Genomic DNA, 17,781 nt, shown 5'->3' with positions numbered 1-17,781 from the left:
CTGCTGGCACGGTCCAGTCTGATTGATCGTGCGCTCACCCGCGCGGGTACTGGCGTTGACCTACTTTTCCTATTTTTGGACAAAGTCTTGGCCATGCCAGACGCCGCCCGTCAAAATTTAAGTAGCGATCAAATTAACGCGGGTAAACCCGGATTGGCCCGGCAGATATCGATCATGGCGTGGCGCTGAATGCCGCCCGGCGGTGCTGGCGCGCGCGAAGCCGCCGGCCCAGCCAGCCACGGATCGGCCGGTCCCACGCCACATCGGCCAGCCAGGCCACCGCCACCAGCAATGGCACCAGGCCCAGGCCGATCACCAGCATCCGCTCAGGGGTGGGATGGGCCTTGGCGACATAGTTCATCCACACGTACAGGAACGGGAAATGGGTGATATAGATCGGGTATGACAGCCTTCCGCAGGCGCGCAGCAGCCAACCCGTGATCGGCCCGGCCGCCGAATGGCAGCCCGCCACGATGATCGCGGGAAACAGCAGGATGACGCAGGCTGCCTCGTAAACGCCGTTGAGCTTGATGCCGCCCACCGCTGGCCAGATCGGCAGGAGCATGGCGCCGACCATGATCGCCGAAAGCAGAGGCCAGCCCAGCCGGATGCGCGGCAGCCGGGCGCGCATGCGATAGAGCCACAGCCCGGTGACAAAGGGGAAGCACAGGCGCACTGGCGCCATCCACAGCGTTTCCCAATACGATCCCTGGTCCAGCGAACCCAGCGCGATGCCGCTGGCGGCCAGGCCCGCACCGCTGATCACTGCGAGCAAGCCCAACGCGCGCGTGGACCAGTGGCGCAGCACCAGGGCATAGGCCAGGTTGCCCAGGTATTCCTGCAACAGGCTCCAGCACGGGCCGTTGAGCGGGTGGGTATCGGTCCAGCGATTGGGCAAGGGCCAGGTAGGGATCAGCGCCAGCCCCATGATCAGCGCCACCACCACCCGCGAGAGCGCGATCGCCTGTTCCGGCGCGCCCAGGGGATCGAGGAGATAGCTGGCAAAACCGAGCAGTACGCCCAGGATCACCAGCGGATGCAGCCGCACCAGGCGCAGGCGCAGGAACTGGCCCACGCCCATCCGCGGCCAGCGGTCATCATAGGCATAGCCGATGACAAAGCCCGACAGCGCAAAGAAGAAATCCACAGCCAGCGGTGCGTGATGCAACACCACCTTGTCACCCTGCCACAAGACGGTGATGCCCTGGATGTGAAACAGCACCACCATCAATGCCGCGGTGCCGCGCAACCCATCGAGCACGGCAAAATGCGCCTTGCCCGTGGCGGTCGTATCGGCGTGGTCCTGGTTCATCGCGTGTCGTGCCCCCGGCGGTGTTCAGGCCAGCAGCGCTGGCGGCAGGATGACGGTGTTGAGCGAATCCGCCTCCATCGGCAAGGCCAGCGCCTTGTCCCCGATGCGATAGGTGACGGTCGAGGGCTGCGACACGGGATTGCTGGCAACCAGCACCAGCGTGCCATCGGGATTGCGGAACGCCAGCTGGTCAACATAGCCCAGGAAGCTGTCGACCGGCACCATGCGCGCACCGGGCCGCACATGTGCGGAAAGATGGCGCACCAGCCAGTAATCCTCGCCCATGCGGAACGTGCCGGCCTGGGTATCGACCACCAGCAGGCTGTTCTGCGGCCAGCCCCAGCCGCTCATCCCGCCTTCGGGCATGACCATGTTCCAATAGGTCCAGGCCGTGGCGCCATGTTCGAAATAGCGCTTGATCGTCTGCCAGCCATAGCGGGCATAGCGCCAATCGTTGGTGCCCACGCCGCATTCCTGCTCCGATCCCCACAGCTCCAGCGCGGGATAGCGTTCGCGCAAGGCCGGCAGGGCATCCTTGCCCGCCCATTGCACGCCGATGCCCTTGATCGCGGCGGCGGCATCAGGATGGGCCATGACGCGGGCGAACAGATCGATATTGCCGCGCTCCAGCGTGCCGAAAAATACGCGCACGCCCACCTTGCCCATTTCCTGCGCCAGGAACGGGATGAACCGCGCCAGCCCTTCTGGCGTCCAGCAGCAGCTGGGAAAGGGCTGCGCGGAATTGAACTCGTTTTGCGGCATCACCGTGTCGATGCGGATGCCGGCCTTGGCATATTCCTCCACATAGCGGCGGAAATAGCGGGCATAGGCAGCCAGTGTGCGATCATCGAGGATGAAGGAATCGCGGCCTTCCTGGCCCAGTTGCGCCGGGGTGATGCCGTTGGATGGCTGCCCCGGCCAGGCCGGCGCCTGGGCATAGTGGCCGCCCTGTTTCATCCACGTCGGCGGTGACCAGGGCGAAGCCCAGACCTTGAGATCGGGGCGCAGCGCCTGGGCTGCCTGGATGAATGGGATCAGCGTCTCGCGATCGTTGGCGATGGACAAATGCGCCATGTCGTAATCGCCGGGCGTTTCGTCATAGCTGTACCACCGGCGCGAAATGTCGTTGGCGCCGATCGGCGTACGGCAATGGTTGAACGCGCAGCCATCGTCGCCAAACAGCGCCGCGAGCGCGCGGGCGCGCTGCGCCTGCGGCAGCGCCGCCAGGGCCTGCCAGCCCTTTTCCGAAAAAGCGCCGCCGAACCCGGCGATCGTCTGGCGCGGCGCATCAAGCCGCACTTGTGCGCCCGTGGCAAAGGGATCGGCCGGCACGGCGCCAGGCGCAGGCAGGCTGCGCGCCTGCCATGGTCGCCCGGCAACGGTGGCAAACCAGGCTGCGCCCGGTGGCGTGCTCGCGGCCGGCGCGGCAGCCCGTGCTGCGGCAGGCATGCCTTGCACACCTGCCGCAGCCGCCCCCATTCCGATCAGGGCCATGGCCTGGCGGCGGTCCATGGCCCTAGTCCTTCCAGCTGCGCGCGGGCAGCTTCACCGTCACCACTTGCCCCAGATCGGCCGCGTTGCGCCCCAAGGCAAAGCCATAGTCGCCAGCCGGCATGGTCCAGCGGCCATCCTTCCAATCGGCCAGCAAGCGTGGATCGAAGGTTACCGTGGCACTCTGGCTCGCGCCCGCTGGCAGACTCATCCGCTTGAACCCGACCAGGCGTTGCAGCGGCTGGCCATTGCGCCGCACGAGATAGACCTGTCCCACGTCATCGCCGGCGCGCTGACCGGTATTGGCCAGGGTAAAGCTGGCAGACAGCCCCGAAACTTTCAGGTCGCGCGCGGCAAAGCTGGTGTAGCTTAGGCCGAAGCCGAACGGAAACAGCGGCTTGTATCCCTTGCGGGCAAACCAGCGATAACCCACGTCAGACCCTTCGATGTTATAATCGGCGTGCAGCTGGTCCTTGCCCGGGGCCGGATCACCCCCGAAATTGGGCTCCACCCAATCCGCGCCGTCCAGCTTGGGCCGGGGCAACTGATCCAGGCTGGCAGGAAACGTGACGGGCAGGCGCCCGCCCGGATTGGTATCGCCGAACAGGACCGAGGCGATCGCCTCGCCGCCACGCGCGCCGGGATACCAGGCCTCCACCACGCCAGCCACCTTGTCGAGCCAGGGCATCATCACCGGGCCGCCGGTTTCCAGCACCACGATGGTGTTGGGATTGGCTGCCGCCACGGCGGCGATCAGCGCATCCTGGCCATCGGGCAGCGACAGGTCGGGCTGGTCGGCCCCTTCGGTGCGCCATTCGGTGGCGAACACGATCGCCACCTCAGCCTGCCGTGCCTTTGCCACGGCATCGGCGATATAGCGCCCGTCGCGGAACGTGATGGTGGCCTTGGGAGCCAGGGCCTGGATCGCCTTGAGCGGGCTGGAGCGGTGATAGCTTTGCTGCATCAGCGCGGCAAACGGCCCGTCTCCGCCAAGCGAGCGCGTCGCGGCCGGCCCCCCTTCGCCCATGACCAGGCTCGATCCCGAGCCGGCCAGCACGCCGCTGACGGCATAGCCGCCGATCACCGCGATGGAGGCGGCCGTCTTGGCCAGCGGCAGCGCGCCCTTGTTCTTGAGCAGCACGATGCCCTGCCGCGCGACGTCTTCGGCCACCTGGGCATGGGCGGCAAAATCGATCGCGCCGCCGGGCTGGGCCGGATGCTTGTCGATGCCGGTGGCATAGATCGCGGTCAGCACGCGGCGGTTCATGTCATCGAGGCGGGCGGCATAGGCCTTGTCCGCCCCTGCCTTGGCCTTGAGCACGTCGGCAAAATAGAGCGCCTTGTCCAGCTCTGCGCCGGATTGCTGATCCAGCCCGCCCAGCGCCGCTTCGACCCCGGGCACCGCGCCCCAGTCGGACATGACGAAGCCCTTGTAGCCCCAAGAACCCTTGAGCACCTTGTTGAGCGCCCAGTCGCTGGCGCAGGCCTGCGCCCCACCAATGCGGTTGTAGGCACACATCACCGCGCCAGGCTGGCCCTTTTCGATGCCGATCTGAAACGCCAGCAGATCGCTTTCCCGCGCCGCGCCCTCGGCAATCTTGACATCGACATACTTGCGCCCGGTTTCCTGGCCGTTGAGCGCGAAGTGCTTGATCGTCGAAATGATGTGGTTCGACTGGATACCGGCAATCGCCGCGCCCACCAGGTCGCCCGACAGCAGCGGGTCTTCCGCCAGGTATTCGAACGTGCGGCCATTGCGCGGATCGCGCATCAGGTTGACGCCGCCAGCCAGCAGCACGTTGAAGCCCTTGGCCCGCGCCTCTGCCCCGATCATCGCCCCGCCGCGATAGAGCAGATCAGGGTTCCAGCTTGCCGCCTGGGCCAGGCCCGATGGCAGGGCGGTGGCGCCATCCTTGCGCAAGCCGCCCACCCAGGCAACGCCCAGGCTGGCATCGGTTTCGGTCAAGGCCGGCACGCCCAGCCGCGGAATCCCGGCGACATAGCCAGCACCGAAAATCGCCCCAGCCGGGATCTTGGCCCCCGGCAGGAACGGCAGCGGCATCACGCCGTGGGTGAGGATCACCTTGTCGTCGGCGCTCATCTTGGCAAGCGTGGCATCGGCGCGGGCCTGCGCCGCTGCCATGTCGACCGCGGGCGCCTGCTGGGCGCGCGCACCGCTGCCAAGCGCCAGGGCGGCGCAGCCGAGCACGAAGGGCAAATGGCGTTTCATCGCTGGGATCCTTGCTGGAACGAAAAAGAAAAAAGCGGGCCGCACGCACGCACCAGGCGGCGCGCGGCCCGCAGCAGGGTAGACCGGTGTTTAGAACTTGACCCCGGCGCGCACGCCGAAAGTGCGCGGATCGCTCATCGTCAGGCTGGTGGCGTTGCCGGTCACCAGCGAAACCTTGTTCTCGATGTTCTTGATGAAGGCCGAGGCATACCAGGTGTCGTTCGGCGCATTGTAGGTCAGGCTCGCCTGGGTGCGCGAGCGCGACGGCGTCCACAGCTTGAGCCAGTAAGACCCGGTATCGCCAAACACCGTCACCGAATAGGCCGACGAATAGCGCGAATAGACCGAAGCGACGACATTGCCCGAACCGACCGGCACGGTGTAGTTCACCCCGCCGTAAATGACGGTCGCGGGGGTGCGATCAAGCTTTTGCCCGGCATAGTTGATAGCGCAGGTGCCGTTGACCACGCCCGAGGGGCAGAACTGCGTATAATGCCCGTCGGTAAGATCGACGCCGAGCGTGAGGTTGAGATCGCGCATCGGGAAGAACTGCGTCTCGAATTCCCAGCCCAGCACGCGCGCCTTGCCCGCATTGGTCGTCACGGTCTGGTTGGCGCCATTGATCGGGATCACCGCGCTTAGCTGCATGTTCTTGTAATCATACAGGAACAGGTTGGTATCGATCTTCATCCACGGCGCCACGCGGCCACGGAAGCCCAGTTCATAGTCGGTCAGGGTTTCCGGCTCGTAATAGATGGCATGCTGATCGGCATACTTGAGCGAACCGGGCGTTGCCCCCGGCGTGGAATAATCGCAGCGTTCCCCTTGCGAGGTGACCAACGACTGGCCAGCGCCGCCGGTGGAGCAGCCATCGCCAAAGCCGCCAACCTTGTAGCCGGTGGCGATCGAGCCATAGAGCAGCCCGCCCAGCACATCGGCGTCAAAACCCAGGCGCCAGGTGACCTTGCGGCCCTTGACCGAGGCATCGTTGACATAGCTGCGCCCGCTGCCCACGGTCGGCCCGCCCGGCGCTGCGGGCGTGTTGGGATCGATGGAATACTGCCCGCCCACCAGCGGCTGGCCGCCCAGCGTGTTGAGGTGCACGGTGTGGCCATAGCGCGAGAGATCGTCGGCGGTATAGCGAATGCCCGCCGTGACGCGCAGCGCATCGGTCACCTTGTAGGTGCCCTGGGTGAACGCGCCCTTGGTGGACGAGATCGTGTGCTGCGGGAAGCCGTAGATGAACGTGTTGCCAAACGCGAAGGGCACCAGGTTGTAGATGAAGAACGCGATCCGCGATTCTTCGCGGAAGTAATAGAGGCCGCCCTGGATCTTGAGCGGGCCATCGCCGCTCGACGCCAGGCGCAACTCGTGGCTCTGCTGCGTGTAATCGCCGTTGAACGTGCCGGGCAGGTTGACGCCACCCGAAAGCACGTTGCTGTTTTCCTTGGCTTCGTATTGGCGGATCGAGCCAAGGTACGTCGCCTTCACGCCGCCGAAATCATAGTTGAACTCGCCGTCGAGATTATAGGCGATGTCATGCACGTTGGGCTTGAACGAAGACTGATCCCCGCCGCCATACTGGTGCGCCGACAGCCCCGAGGTATAGGTCTGGCCATCGACCGGGTTCACATAGGTGAGCGGCGCGTTGAAATTGGCGCTGGCGAGCGGCGTGGTGAGCGACTGGCGGGTATCGCCGATCGGTGCCCACACGGCAAAGCGCCCGCCGCTGGGATTGTTGCCAACCTGATAGAAATTGCTGAACGGCACCGAGGAATCGCGTGATCCGGTCAGCCGTGAATAGCCGCCGCGCAGCAGCAATTCGCCGCGATCGCCCAGCTTGAACAGGCCTTGCAGGCGGGCGGAAATATTGGTGCGGAACTTGTTGTTGTAATTGGGATCATTCGCCACGCCCTTGACGAAATTGTCGCGCGTGTCGAAATTGAGCGAGAGGCGGAACGCGGCCCAGTCGTTGACCGGCAGGTTGAAGGCCGCGTCGGCGTTATAGGCGTTGTAATTGCCCACGCCGGCATTGGCTTCCACGCTGGCCCGCTCGAAATTGGGCCGCTTGGTGATCACGTTGATCACGCCGGCCGTGGTGTTGCGGCCATAGAGCGTGCCTTGCGGCCCTTTGAGCACTTCGACGTGATCCACGTCCATGAAGCTCACGTCGGCCTGCTGCGGCCGCGCCAGATAGACGCCATCGGCCAGGAACGCGGCCGAAGGGTTGCCCTTTTCGGTGCCGTCGGTGCTGGTCACGCCGCGAATGGTGATCTGCAGGCCATTGGTGCGGTCGATCGACAGGCCGGGCACCTGGTCGCCCAGCGCGGTGGGATTGGTCACGCCCTTGGAACGCAGGCCATCGCCGGTGATCGCGGTCAGCGCGATCGGCGTTTTCGACAGCAGCGTCTTGTCGCGCGTGGCGGTGACGACGATATCGGGCATCGACACATCGTCGCTGGCGGTCTTGGCCGCATCCTGCGCGGGTGCGGGTGCGGGCGTGCTCTGGGCATAGGCTGGCGCGGCCAGGGCCACCGCCGAAATCAGGCATGCTGTCTGGATCAGCTTCATGTCTTCCCTCCCTTTTTGTTCCCGCGTGCACGTGCGCCGCGGGTAGTGCTCCCGTTCGCGGCCACGCCCTGCCTGGCTTACGCGCGTGGCGAAGACAGGCACTGCCCGGGCAATGGCCGCATGCCGAAATGGGGAAGAAACGGGCCGCAAAGACCCAGCGCCCGAAGCCATGCTTCGAACCGCAATCGATATCCTCTCCATCGGCGGCAAGTTTTCGATCTTGCTTAGCCATGGTTTGAAATGAATCAGTCAGCGCTGTCAAGACTGCGCTGTCAGAATTTCGCGTGACCTGCCGAAAGAAATAGCCATAATGGTTGACATGGAGAGGCACCCGTCGGCCAAAATGCCACAATCCCCATCTGACCCCGCCGCGCTTGCCGGCCCCCCTTCCCGCCCCGCTGGCGCCAAGGAACGCGCCACGATGGAGGACGTTGCCCGGCTCGCCGGGGTCTCGCTCAAAAGCGTGTCGCGCGTGGTTAACCGCGAGCCGCATGTGTCAGACACGCTGCGCGCCAAGGTCGAGGCCGCGATCGCCGCGCTGGCCTTCGTGCCCGATGCTGCGGCGCGGTCGCTGGCCGGATCGCGCACGTTCATCGTCGGGCTGCTGTTCGACAACCCGAGTCCCAACTACACCATCAAGATCCAGTCGGGCGTCTATCGCGCCTGTGTCGAGCAGCAGTACCACCTGCGCATCGACAATATCGCCTCAGACCTGCCCCGCGCCGAGGTGGAGGCCCAGCTTGATGCGATCGTGCGCAACAGCCGCTGCGACGGGTTCATCCTCACCCCGCCGCTGACCGACAATGTCCAGGTCCTCGCCTTTCTGGAGCGGCGCGGCGTCCGCTATGCCCGCATCGCCCCCAACAGCGAGCTGGGCCGCTCTCCCTGCGTGGCCATCGACGATGCCGGCGCCGGTGCGCTGGTCGCCCGCCACCTCTGGGCGCTGGGCCATCGCCGCCTGGGCGTGGTCACCGGCCCGCCCCTGCACCGCGCCGGCGATCGGCGCCGCACTGGTTTCCTGGCAGCCATCCGCCAGCTCGATCCCGATCTGGTGGTGGCAGAGGCCGATGGCCTGTTCTCGTTCGAAAGCGGCATCGCCGCCGGCATGGACTTGCTGGCACGCGACCCGCGTCCCACCGCGATCTTTGCCACCAACGATGATTCCGCCGCCGGCGTCATGGTCGCCTGCGCCCGCGCCGGGCTGCGCGTGCCGCACGATATCTCGCTGTGCGGCTTCGATGATAGCTGGGTGGCCAAGTCGGTCTGGCCCTATCTCACCACGATTTACCAGCCGATCGAGGAAATGGGCTATGCGGCAGCGAGCCTGCTTCTCGATCGCGGAGAGACCGGCGATCGCCAGGTCATGCTCGATTTTCACCTGGTAGAGCGGGATTCACTGGCGCCGCCACCCTGAGGCAACGGCGCCAGCAAACCAGGCACGCGATCAATCGAGCAAGTCGAAGCGGTCTGCGTTCATCACCTTGGTCCAGGCGGCGATGAAATCGTCCACGAACTTGTCTTCTGCGTCCAGCCCGGCATAGACCTCGCACACCCCGCGCAGCTGGGCATTGGCCCCGAACACGAGGTCGACGCGCGTGGCCGTCCAGCGCGCCGCGCCGCTGGCGCGATCCTTGCCCACGTAGGTTTCAGCCCCGTCGCCGGCCGGCGCCCAGGCGGTGGCCATGTCGAGCAGGTTGACCACGAAATCGTTGGTCAACTGGCCCGGCCGCGTGGTCAGCACGCCATGCGCCGCGCCGCCATGGTTGGCACCCAGCACGCGCAGCCCGGCGACCAGAACGGTCATTTCCGCCACGCCTAGGCCCAGCAACTGCGCCCGGTCGATCAGCAGTTCCTCGGCGTTCACATCGGTCGGCCCGGCCAGATAGTTGCGGAAGCCATCGGCATGCGGCTCCAGCCAGGCAAAGCTTTCGGCGTCGGTCTGTTCCACCGTGGCATCGGTGCGGCCCGGGGTGAACGGCACATCCACCGTGCGGCCAGCAGCCTTGGCGGCCAGTTCGATGCCCACGCCGCCGCCCAGCACGATGAGATCGGCCAGCGACGCCTTCTTGCCACCACTGGCCGCACCATCGAACTGCGCCTTGATGCCGGCATAGACGTCCAGCACGCGCGCCAGCTTTTCCGGCTCGTTCACTGCCCAATGGCGCTGCGGCTCCAGCGCGATGCGCGCGCCATTGGCGCCGCCGCGCCGGTCCGATCCGCGATAGGTGGCCGCAGAGGCCCAGGCCGTGCCGACCAGTTCAGCCACCGACAGTCCTGAGCCGGCGATCGCGGTCTTGAGCGTGGCCACATCGGCGGCATCGATCAGCGGATAATCGCGCGCGGGAATCGGATCTTGCCAGATCAGGTCTTCGGCCGGCACGTCTGGCCCCAGATAGCGCGCCTTGGGCCCCATGTCGCGGTGGGTCAGCTTGAACCAGGCGCGGGCAAAGCTGTCGGCAAAATAGGCCGGATCGGCGCGGAAACGGTCCATCACCGCGCGATAGGCCGGGTCGACCTTCATCGCCATGTCGGCGGTGGTCATCATCGTGGGCACCTTGACGCCCGGTGTGTGCGCCTTGGGGGCCAGGGTCTCTTCGGGGTTGCCCACCGGTTGCCACTGGTGCGCGCCGGCCGGGCTGCGCACCAGTTCGTATTCGTGGTCGAGCAGCATGTCGAAATAGGTCATGTCCCACTGCGTGGGCGTGGGCGTCCACGATCCCTCGATGCCCGAGGTGATCGTGTCATCGCCCATCCCGGTGCCGTGGGTAGAGGTCCAGCCAAAGCCCATCTGGGCAATGTCGGCCCCTTCGGGCGCGGCCCCCACCAGCGCGGCATCGCCGCCGCCATGGGCCTTGCCAAAGGTGTGCCCGCCGGCGGTGAGCGCGGCGGTTTCGGTATCGTCCATGCCCATGCGGTGGAAGGTTTCGCGAATGTCGCGCGCCGAGGCCATGGGATCGGGCACGCCGCCCGGTCCTTCGGGGTTCACATAGATCAGCCCCATCTGGATCGCGGCGAGCGGACCCTCGATCTTGAGGCCGGCGGCCTCGTCGATCCGGGTCTGGTTCTGCGGGTCACCCACCCAGGTTTCTTCCATGCCCCAGAACACATCGAGGGCCGGTTCGTGAATATCCTCGCGTCCGCCGCCAAAGCCGAAGATCGGGCCGCCCATCGACTCGATCGCCACGTTGCCGGCCATGATGAACAGGTCAGCCCAACTCAGCGCCGCACCATACTTGCGCTTGATCGGCCAGAGCAGGCGCCGTGCCTTGTCGAGGTTGCCGTTGTCGGGCCAGGAATTGAGCGGGGCAAACCGCTGCGAACCCGAAGACGAACCGCCACGCCCATCGCCGCTGCGATAGCTGCCGGCCGAATGCCAGGCCATGCGGATAAAGAACGGGCCATAATGGCCGTAGTCGGCCGGCCACCACGATTGGCTGTCGGTCATCAGGGCATGCAGATCGGCCTTCACCGCCGCATAATCGAGCCCCTTGAACGCGGCGCGATAATCGAACCCTTGCGGATAGGGGCTGGCCGATTGGCCATGCTGCGCCAGGATCGCCAGCGGCAGGGCCTTGGGCCACCAGTCCTGGTTCGTCCGTCCCAACAGGGGCCGCTTCTTGCCCTCGCCGCCGCCCATCGGGCACTTCGTCGTTACCGCATCCATGTCACTCTCCATTGCTTGGCCGAATCCGGTATCGGCCGTGAGCAGGACGCGGCGATCCTGTCATGAAGCCATGACAGGAAAAAGCGTCTCTTGGTTCACTGCGCACATGTTTCAGAGGCTTGCAGCCGTCGCGCGCACGGCGTCGAGGATAACGCCCGCCACCGCCTCGGGCTGCGACAGCAGGCTCAGGTGCCCCGCCGCCACTTCGCTGGTCTGCGCGTTCATCGCCGCGGCCAGTTCGCGCTCCAGCGCCACGCTGACAATGCGATCCTGCGCGGAAATGATGTACCAGGTCGGGCGGGTTTCTCACGCGGCCTGCTCCACCTTGTCGCCAAAGGTACTGGCGGCGAGCGGCGGCTGCGTGGCGCAGAGCACGCGCGCCTCGGTCTCGGGCAGGTCCTGCGCCACGTCCTCGATCCAGCCTGCCGCGCTCAGCGTCAGGAAACCGGCGCCATCGTCTATGATCTTGCCCAGCGCCGGCGGGGCTTCGTGGCGGCCGACCTGGTCGCCCACGGTTTCACCGGCCTTGGGCGCAAATGCGGCGACATAGACCAGCGCCTTGACCTTGGGATCGTTGCCGGCCTGGGTGATCACCGCCCCGCCCCAGCTATGCCCGACCAGCACCACTGGCCCGGCAACCGTGGCCAGCGTGCGCGCGGTGGCGGCCACGTCATCGGCCAGCGAGGTCGTCGGGTTCTGCACCGCCATCACCGGCACGTGGGCCGCGAGCAGCAGGGGAATGACGCGCTGCCAGCTCGATCCATCGGCCCAGGCGCCGTGGACAAGGACGACGGTCGGCGTGGTGGGGGACGCGGTCATGATGGTTGGCTCCGATCAGGCGAGAGGGATGCCCGCAGGCCTGCAATGTTTTGCAAAACCACGCGTGCTGACAAACCCCCGATCGGGTGAATCTCAACGCCCCAACCGGGGCTTGGGCTGACGGCCCGAGATTATGCCCAGCTGGCGGCCAGCCGGCCCCAACTTGCCACCAGTGCCGGGTCCAGCGCCTGGCCGCCGCCCACCAGACCCAGCCGACGGCGGAAATCATAGCCGGCGAGCGGCACCGCCACCACGCCATCGCCAGCCAGGCTCACCGGCCCGGTGGTCACCGCCAGGCCTTGCCGCACCAGATCCATGCAACGTTCCTCGTTAGCGCTGCGCAGCAGGAAATGCGGGCGCACGCCCTGGGCGGTGAAGAAGCGGCTGGTTTCGCCCAGGATCTCGCAGCTGCGCCGCGCCACCATGACATCGGCCGCCAGGTCCAGCGCGCTGACCATGGTGCGCGCGGCCAGCGCGTGGCCCTGCGGCAGCAACATGGCATAGCTTTCTTCCACCACCGCTCCTTCCGCTGGCGCGCCATGCAGTAGGGTGAGGATCGCATCGAGTTGCCCTTCGCCCAGCCGGCGGCGCAGATCGGCATCGCTGCCTTCCAGCAGCACCAGCGGGCGCGTGCCCTGCATATCACGCGCCAGTTGCACCAGCGCCCGGCCGGGCAACGAGGCCAGCACGCCCAGGCGCAGCGGCGCGGCCACCGGGGCCAGGTCCTGCGCCGGGGTTTCGGCCAGGCGAAACTCCCGCTCGATCGTGCGGGCATGGGCGAGCAGGCGCGTGCCCGCCGCCGTCAGGCGGATCTGCTTGCGATCGCGCATCAGCAAGGGTGCTCCCACCAGCCGCTCCAGTTCGGCCAGGCCGGCCGACAGCGTCGGCTGGCTCAGGTTCAGCCGCCGCGCGGCCGCGCTGATACCGCCGGTTTCGACGATGGCCAGGAACTGGCGCAGGTGGTTGCGTTTCAACATAGGTTTTTTCTATGCAAATCGGCTGCGAAAATCAATTTCCTGCGCAGCCAGCGGCGCGGTATCATGGCCACAGAAAACAGTGGGCGGGAAGAGGAGACAAAGCCGTGCGTGCAACCCCCGAACTCGATTTCGGCCTGGACGAAAACGCCCAGATGATCCGCGAGGCCGCCGGCCGCTTTGCCGACGAGCAGATCGCGCCGCTGGCCGCCGCGATCGACGCCGAAGACCGCTTCCCCCGCGAATTGTGGGAGCCGATGGGCGCGCTCGGCCTGCATGGCGTGACCGTGGAGGAGGAATTCGGCGGGTTGGGCCTGGGCTATCTCCACCATGTCATCGCGGTGGAAGAAGTCAGCCGCGCATCGGGCGCAGTGGGCCTGTCCTATGGCGCGCATTCCAACCTGTGCGTCAACCAGATCCGCCGCTGGGGCAATCCCGCGCAAAAGGCCAAGTACTTGCCCAAGCTGGTATCGGGCGAACACGTTGGCAGCCTGGCGATGTCGGAAGCCGGCGCCGGTTCGGATGTTGTGGCGATGAAGCTGCGTGCCGATGCAGTCGATGGTGGCTTCCGCCTTAACGGCACCAAGTTCTGGATCACCAACGGCACGTATGCCGATACCCTGGTGGTCTATGCGAAGACTGCGCCCGATGCCGGCGCCAAGGGCATTACCGCGTTCCTGATCGAGCGCGGCATGCCGGGCTTTTCGATCGGCCAGAAGATCGACAAGATGGGCCTGCGCGGCAGCCCCACGTGCGAGCTGGTGTTCGACGATTGCTTCGTCCCGGCCGAAAACGTCATGGGTCCCGTCAACGGCGGCGTGGGCGTGCTGATGAGCGGGCTGGATTACGAGCGCGTGGTTTTGGCGGGCATGCAGATCGGCATCATGCAGGCCTGCCTCGACACGGTGATCCCCTATGTGCGCGAACGCCAGCAGTTCGGCAAGGCGATCGGCACGTTTCAGCTGATGCAGGCCAAAGTGGCCGATATGTATGTCGCGCTGCAATCGGCGCGCGCCTATGTCTATACCGTCGCGCGCGCCTGCGATGCCGGGCAGACCACGCGGTTCGATGCCGCCGGCGCGATCCTGCTCGCCAGCGAAAGCGCATTTCGCGTCGCGGGCGAGGCGATCCAGGCGCTGGGCGGCGCCGGCTATACCAAGGATTGGCCGGTGGAACGCTATCTGCGCGATGCCAAGCTGCTCGATATCGGCGCGGGTACCAACGAAATCCGCCGCATGCTGATCGGCCGCGAACTGATTGGAATTAAGGGATGAGCGCGCCAGTCCTACCCACCGCCATCGATCTGGCCAGCCCGGACGCGCAGGCGCGCGCCGCGCACAACCGCGCCCTGGCCGAAGACTTGCTCGCCCGCGTCGCCAAGGCAGCCCTGGGCGGCGATGACCGCGCGCGCAGCCGCCACACCGCGCGGGGCAAGCTCTTGCCGCGCGATCGGGTAGAGCGGCTGCTCGATCCTGGCTCCCCCTTTCTCGAAGTGGGCCAGTTGGCGGCCAATGGCCTCTATAACGACGAAGTGCCCGGCGCGGGCATCATCGCCGGCATTGGCCGCGTTTCCGGGCGGCAGTGCATGGTCTTTGCCAACGATGCCACCGTCAAGGGCGGCACCTATTTCCCGATGACGGTGAAAAAGCATCTGCGCGCCCAGGAAATCGCGCAGGAAAACCGCCTGCCCTGCGTCTATCTGGTGGACTCGGGCGGGGCCAACTTGCCCAACCAGGCAGAGGTGTTTCCCGATCGCGATCACTTTGGCCGGTTCTTCTACAATCAGGCGCGGATGAGCGCGGCCGGCATTGCCCAGATCGCCGCCGTGATGGGATCGTGCACCGCCGGCGGCGCCTATGTTCCGGCGATGAGCGACGAGACCGTGATCGTGAAGGATCAGGGCACGATCTTCCTGGCCGGCCCGCCGCTGGTGAAGGCTGCCACGGGCGAGGAAATCAGCGCCGAAGATCTCGGCGGCGGCGATCTCCACGCGCGCCAGTCGGGCGTGGTCGATCACCTTGCTGAAAACGACGAACATGCCCTGTCGATCGTGCGCGATATCGTCTCGCACCTAGGCGCGCCCGATCGCGCGCGGGTAGAACGCCGCGAGAGCCGCCCGCCGCTCCACGATCCGCAGGGCCTCTATGGCGTGATCCCGCAAGACGTGCGCGCGCCCTACGATGTGCGCGAAGTGATCGCGCGGATCGTCGATGGCAGCGAATTTCACGAATTCAAGGCGCTGTTCGGCACCACGCTGGTCTGCGGCTTTGCCCATATCCATGGGCTGCCGGTGGCGATCCTGGCCAACAACGGCGTGCTGTTTTCGCAGTCCGCGCAAAAGGGCGCGCATTTCATCGAGCTGGCCTGCCAGCGCGGCATCCCGCTGCTGTTCCTGCAAAACATCTCAGGGTTCATGGTCGGCGGCAAGTATGAAGCCGAAGGCATCGCCAAGCATGGCGCCAAGCTGGTGACAGCCGTTGCCACCGCGCAAGTGCCCAAGATCACTGTGCTGATCGGCGGCAGTTTCGGCGCGGGCAACTATGGCATGTGCGGGCGGGCCTATGGCCCACGCTTCCTGTTCACCTGGCCCAACGCGCGCATATCGGTGATGGGCGGGGAACAGGCGGCCAGCGTGCTCGCCACCGTGCACCGCGACGCCGCGAGTTGGACACCCGAACAGGCCGAAGCGTTCAAGGCGCCGATCCGCCAGAAATACGAAGACGAAGGCAACCCCTATTACGCCACCGCCCGCCTGTGGGACGACGGCGTGATCGATCCGGTGCAGACCCGCGACGTGGTCGGCCTGGCGCTGGAAGCCTGCCTGGAAGCCCCCTTTGCCGATCGTCCGTCCTTCGGCGTGTTCCGGATGTAAGCGCGCATGATCCAATCCATCCTTGTCGCCAACCGTGGCGAAATCGCCTGCCGGATCATCCGCACCGCCCGTCGCTTGGGCCTGCGCACGGTGGCTGTCTATTCGGAAGCAGACGCCCAAGCCATGCACGTGGCCCAAGCCGACCAGGCCGTGGCCATCGGCCCGGCGGCGGCGCGCGAATCCTATCTGGTGGGTGAAAAGATCATCGCCGCCGCGCTGGAAACCGGCGCCCAGGCGATCCACCCCGGCTATGGCTTCCTTTCGGAAAACGCTGCCTTTGCGCAAGCCGTGCTCGACGCGGGCCTGGTGTGGGTCGGCCCGCCGCCCGCCGCGATTTCGGCGATGGGCCTCAAGGACGCGGCCAAGGCACTGATGCAGCAGGCCGGCGTGCCGACCACGCCGGGTTATCTGGGCGAAAACCAGGATGCCGAATTCCTGGCGGCCGAAGCGGCCAAGGTCGGCTATCCGGTCCTGATCAAGGCCGTGGCCGGCGGCGGCGGCAAGGGCATGCGCCTGGTCGAACAGCCGCAGGATTTTGCCGACGCGCTCGCCTCGTGCCAGCGCGAGGCGGCTGCCTCGTTCGGCAACGCGCATGTGCTGATCGAGAAATACATCCTCTCACCCCGCCATATCGAAGTGCAGGTGTTCGGTGATGCGCACGGCAACGTGGTCCACCTGTTTGAACGCGATTGCTCGCTGCAACGCCGCCACCAGAAGGTGATCGAGGAAGCCCCGGCGCCCGGCATGGACGAAGCGACGCGGGCCGCGGTGTGCCAGGCGGCGGTGCGCGCGGCGCAGGCCGTTGGCTATCAGGGCGCCGGCACGATCGAATTCATCGCCGATGGCTCGGAAGGCCTGCGCGCCGATCGCATCTGGTTCATGGAAATGAACACCCGGCTTCAGGTGGAACACCCGGTGACCGAGGCGACCACCGGGGTCGACTTGGTCGAATGGCAGATCCGCGTGGCCAGCGGCGAACCGCTGCCCCGCCGCCAGGACGAACTGACGATCCAGGGCTGGGCAATGGAAGCGCGGCTCTATGCCGAAGACCCGGCCAAGGGCTTCCTACCCTCGATCGGCCGGCTCGACCATCTGCAGTTCGGGATGGTTGAGGGCGGGCGCATCGATACCGGCGTGGCGCAGGGCGACACGATCAGCCCGTTCTACGATCCGATGGTCGCCAAAGTCATCGCCCATGGCCCCAGCCGCGAAGACGCGCGCCAGCGTCTCGCCAAGATGCTCGACGAGACGGCCATCTGGCCGGTGCGCACCAATGCCGCGTTCCTCGCGCGCCTGCTGCACCATCCGCAGTTTGTCGCCGGCGACGTTGATACCGGCCTGATCGGCCGTGACGGTGCCGCTCTGGCAGAGCCGCTTGCACCCTCGGCAGCGGCCCTCGCCAAGGCCGCTGCGCGGCTCGTTGTGCCCAGCCTGGCGCCAGGCCTGCGCCTCAATGCCGCGCCCGTTCGCACCGGGCATTTCCTGCTCGATGGCGCGCCCATTGAAATCGCCTTCGCTGGCGCCGCAACCAATCCGGCACCGTTCACCCTGGTCTGCGAACACGGACAGGTGTGGCGGCTCGAACCCTGGCACCACAAGCCGACCGACGGCGCCACTGCCGGCGACGGCGCGATCCTGGCGCCCATGCCCGGCCGCGTCATCGCGGTGTCCGTCGCGCAGGGGGAAACCGTCACCAAGGGCCAAAAGCTCTTGACCCTCGAAGCGATGAAGATGGAACACACGCTGGTTGCCCCGTTCGATGGCGTGGTCGACGCGCTCGAAACCCAGGCGGGCGCGCAAGTACAAGTCGATGCGCTGCTGGCGCGCATCACCCAGCAGGACGATTGA

Annotated in this window: 12 protein-coding genes; 4 read left to right on the top strand and 8 right to left on the bottom strand. The window is 66.3% G+C overall.

Annotated elements, in window-relative coordinates:
- Positions 1-172: 172 nt before the first annotated feature.
- The 4 genes from C8K14_RS01065 to C8K14_RS01050 form a co-directional block, all read right to left on the bottom strand.
- Complete coding sequence (locus C8K14_RS01065; protein ID WP_107715344.1) at positions 173-1,312, bottom strand: acyltransferase; 1,140 nt, start codon at positions 1,310-1,312, stop codon at positions 173-175.
- 24 nt (positions 1,313-1,336) lie between these two features.
- Positions 1,337-2,824 (bottom strand): glycoside hydrolase family 30 beta sandwich domain-containing protein, encoded by a 1,488-nt coding sequence (locus C8K14_RS01060; protein ID WP_199223627.1) that lies wholly within the window; start codon positions 2,822-2,824, stop codon positions 1,337-1,339.
- A gap of 4 nt (positions 2,825-2,828) precedes the next feature.
- Positions 2,829-5,033, bottom strand: a complete 2,205-nt coding sequence (locus tag C8K14_RS01055) for a glycoside hydrolase family 3 protein (protein WP_107715343.1) — start codon at positions 5,031-5,033, stop codon at positions 2,829-2,831.
- Between the two features lie 90 nt (positions 5,034-5,123).
- Positions 5,124-7,604 (bottom strand): TonB-dependent receptor, encoded by a 2,481-nt coding sequence (locus tag C8K14_RS01050; protein ID WP_158271843.1) that lies wholly within the window; start codon positions 7,602-7,604, stop codon positions 5,124-5,126.
- Between the two features lie 421 nt (positions 7,605-8,025).
- On the opposite strand from C8K14_RS01050, the gene C8K14_RS01045 reads away from it, so the two are divergent.
- The gene (locus C8K14_RS01045; RefSeq protein WP_158271842.1) at positions 8,026-9,018 is read left to right on the top strand and encodes a LacI family DNA-binding transcriptional regulator; all 993 of its coding nucleotides are present in this window, start codon (positions 8,026-8,028) and stop codon (positions 9,016-9,018) included.
- Positions 9,019-9,048: 30 nt separating this feature from the next.
- On the opposite strand, the gene katG is transcribed toward C8K14_RS01045, so the two are convergent.
- The 4 genes from katG to C8K14_RS01030 all read right to left on the bottom strand — a co-directional run bounded on the left by katG (position 9,049) and on the right by C8K14_RS01030 (position 13,064).
- Complete coding sequence (katG, locus tag C8K14_RS01040) at positions 9,049-11,268, bottom strand: catalase/peroxidase HPI (protein ID WP_107715340.1); 2,220 nt, start codon at positions 11,266-11,268, stop codon at positions 9,049-9,051.
- A 111-nt stretch (positions 11,269-11,379) separates the two neighbouring features.
- The gene (locus C8K14_RS22835; protein ID WP_199223625.1) at positions 11,380-11,523 is read right to left on the bottom strand and encodes a hypothetical protein; all 144 of its coding nucleotides are present in this window, start codon (positions 11,521-11,523) and stop codon (positions 11,380-11,382) included.
- 51 nt (positions 11,524-11,574) lie between these two features.
- Entirely contained in the window at positions 11,575-12,087 is a 513-nt protein-coding gene (locus C8K14_RS01035) for an alpha/beta fold hydrolase (protein WP_199223623.1), read from the bottom strand.
- A gap of 131 nt (positions 12,088-12,218) precedes the next feature.
- Positions 12,219-13,064 (bottom strand): LysR family transcriptional regulator, encoded by an 846-nt coding sequence (locus tag C8K14_RS01030; RefSeq protein ID WP_022678321.1) that lies wholly within the window; start codon positions 13,062-13,064, stop codon positions 12,219-12,221.
- 104 nt (positions 13,065-13,168) lie between these two features.
- Here C8K14_RS01030 and C8K14_RS01025 point away from each other — a divergent pair, with 104 nt between their 5' ends.
- Genes C8K14_RS01025 through C8K14_RS01015 form a run of 3 tightly spaced genes read left to right on the top strand, consistent with a single transcriptional unit; the run spans position 13,169 to position 17,781 of the window.
- A complete protein-coding gene (locus C8K14_RS01025; protein ID WP_107715339.1) occupies positions 13,169-14,335 on the top strand; it encodes an isovaleryl-CoA dehydrogenase in 1,167 nt (388 codons plus the stop codon).
- Complete coding sequence (locus C8K14_RS01020) at positions 14,332-15,933, top strand: carboxyl transferase domain-containing protein (protein ID WP_107715338.1); 1,602 nt, start codon at positions 14,332-14,334, stop codon at positions 15,931-15,933. Before C8K14_RS01025 ends, C8K14_RS01020 begins: the two co-directional genes overlap by 4 nt.
- 6 nt (positions 15,934-15,939) lie before the next feature.
- Entirely contained in the window at positions 15,940-17,781 is a 1,842-nt protein-coding gene (locus C8K14_RS01015) for an acetyl/propionyl/methylcrotonyl-CoA carboxylase subunit alpha (protein WP_107715337.1), read from the top strand.

The sequence above is a fragment of the Novosphingobium sp. GV079 genome (genome assembly GCF_003058045.1).
Taxonomy (GTDB): Bacteria; Pseudomonadota; Alphaproteobacteria; order Sphingomonadales; family Sphingomonadaceae; genus Novosphingobium; species Novosphingobium capsulatum.
Note: the sequence above shows the minus strand (reverse complement) of the source record. Positions and strands in the feature narration are given on the sequence as shown.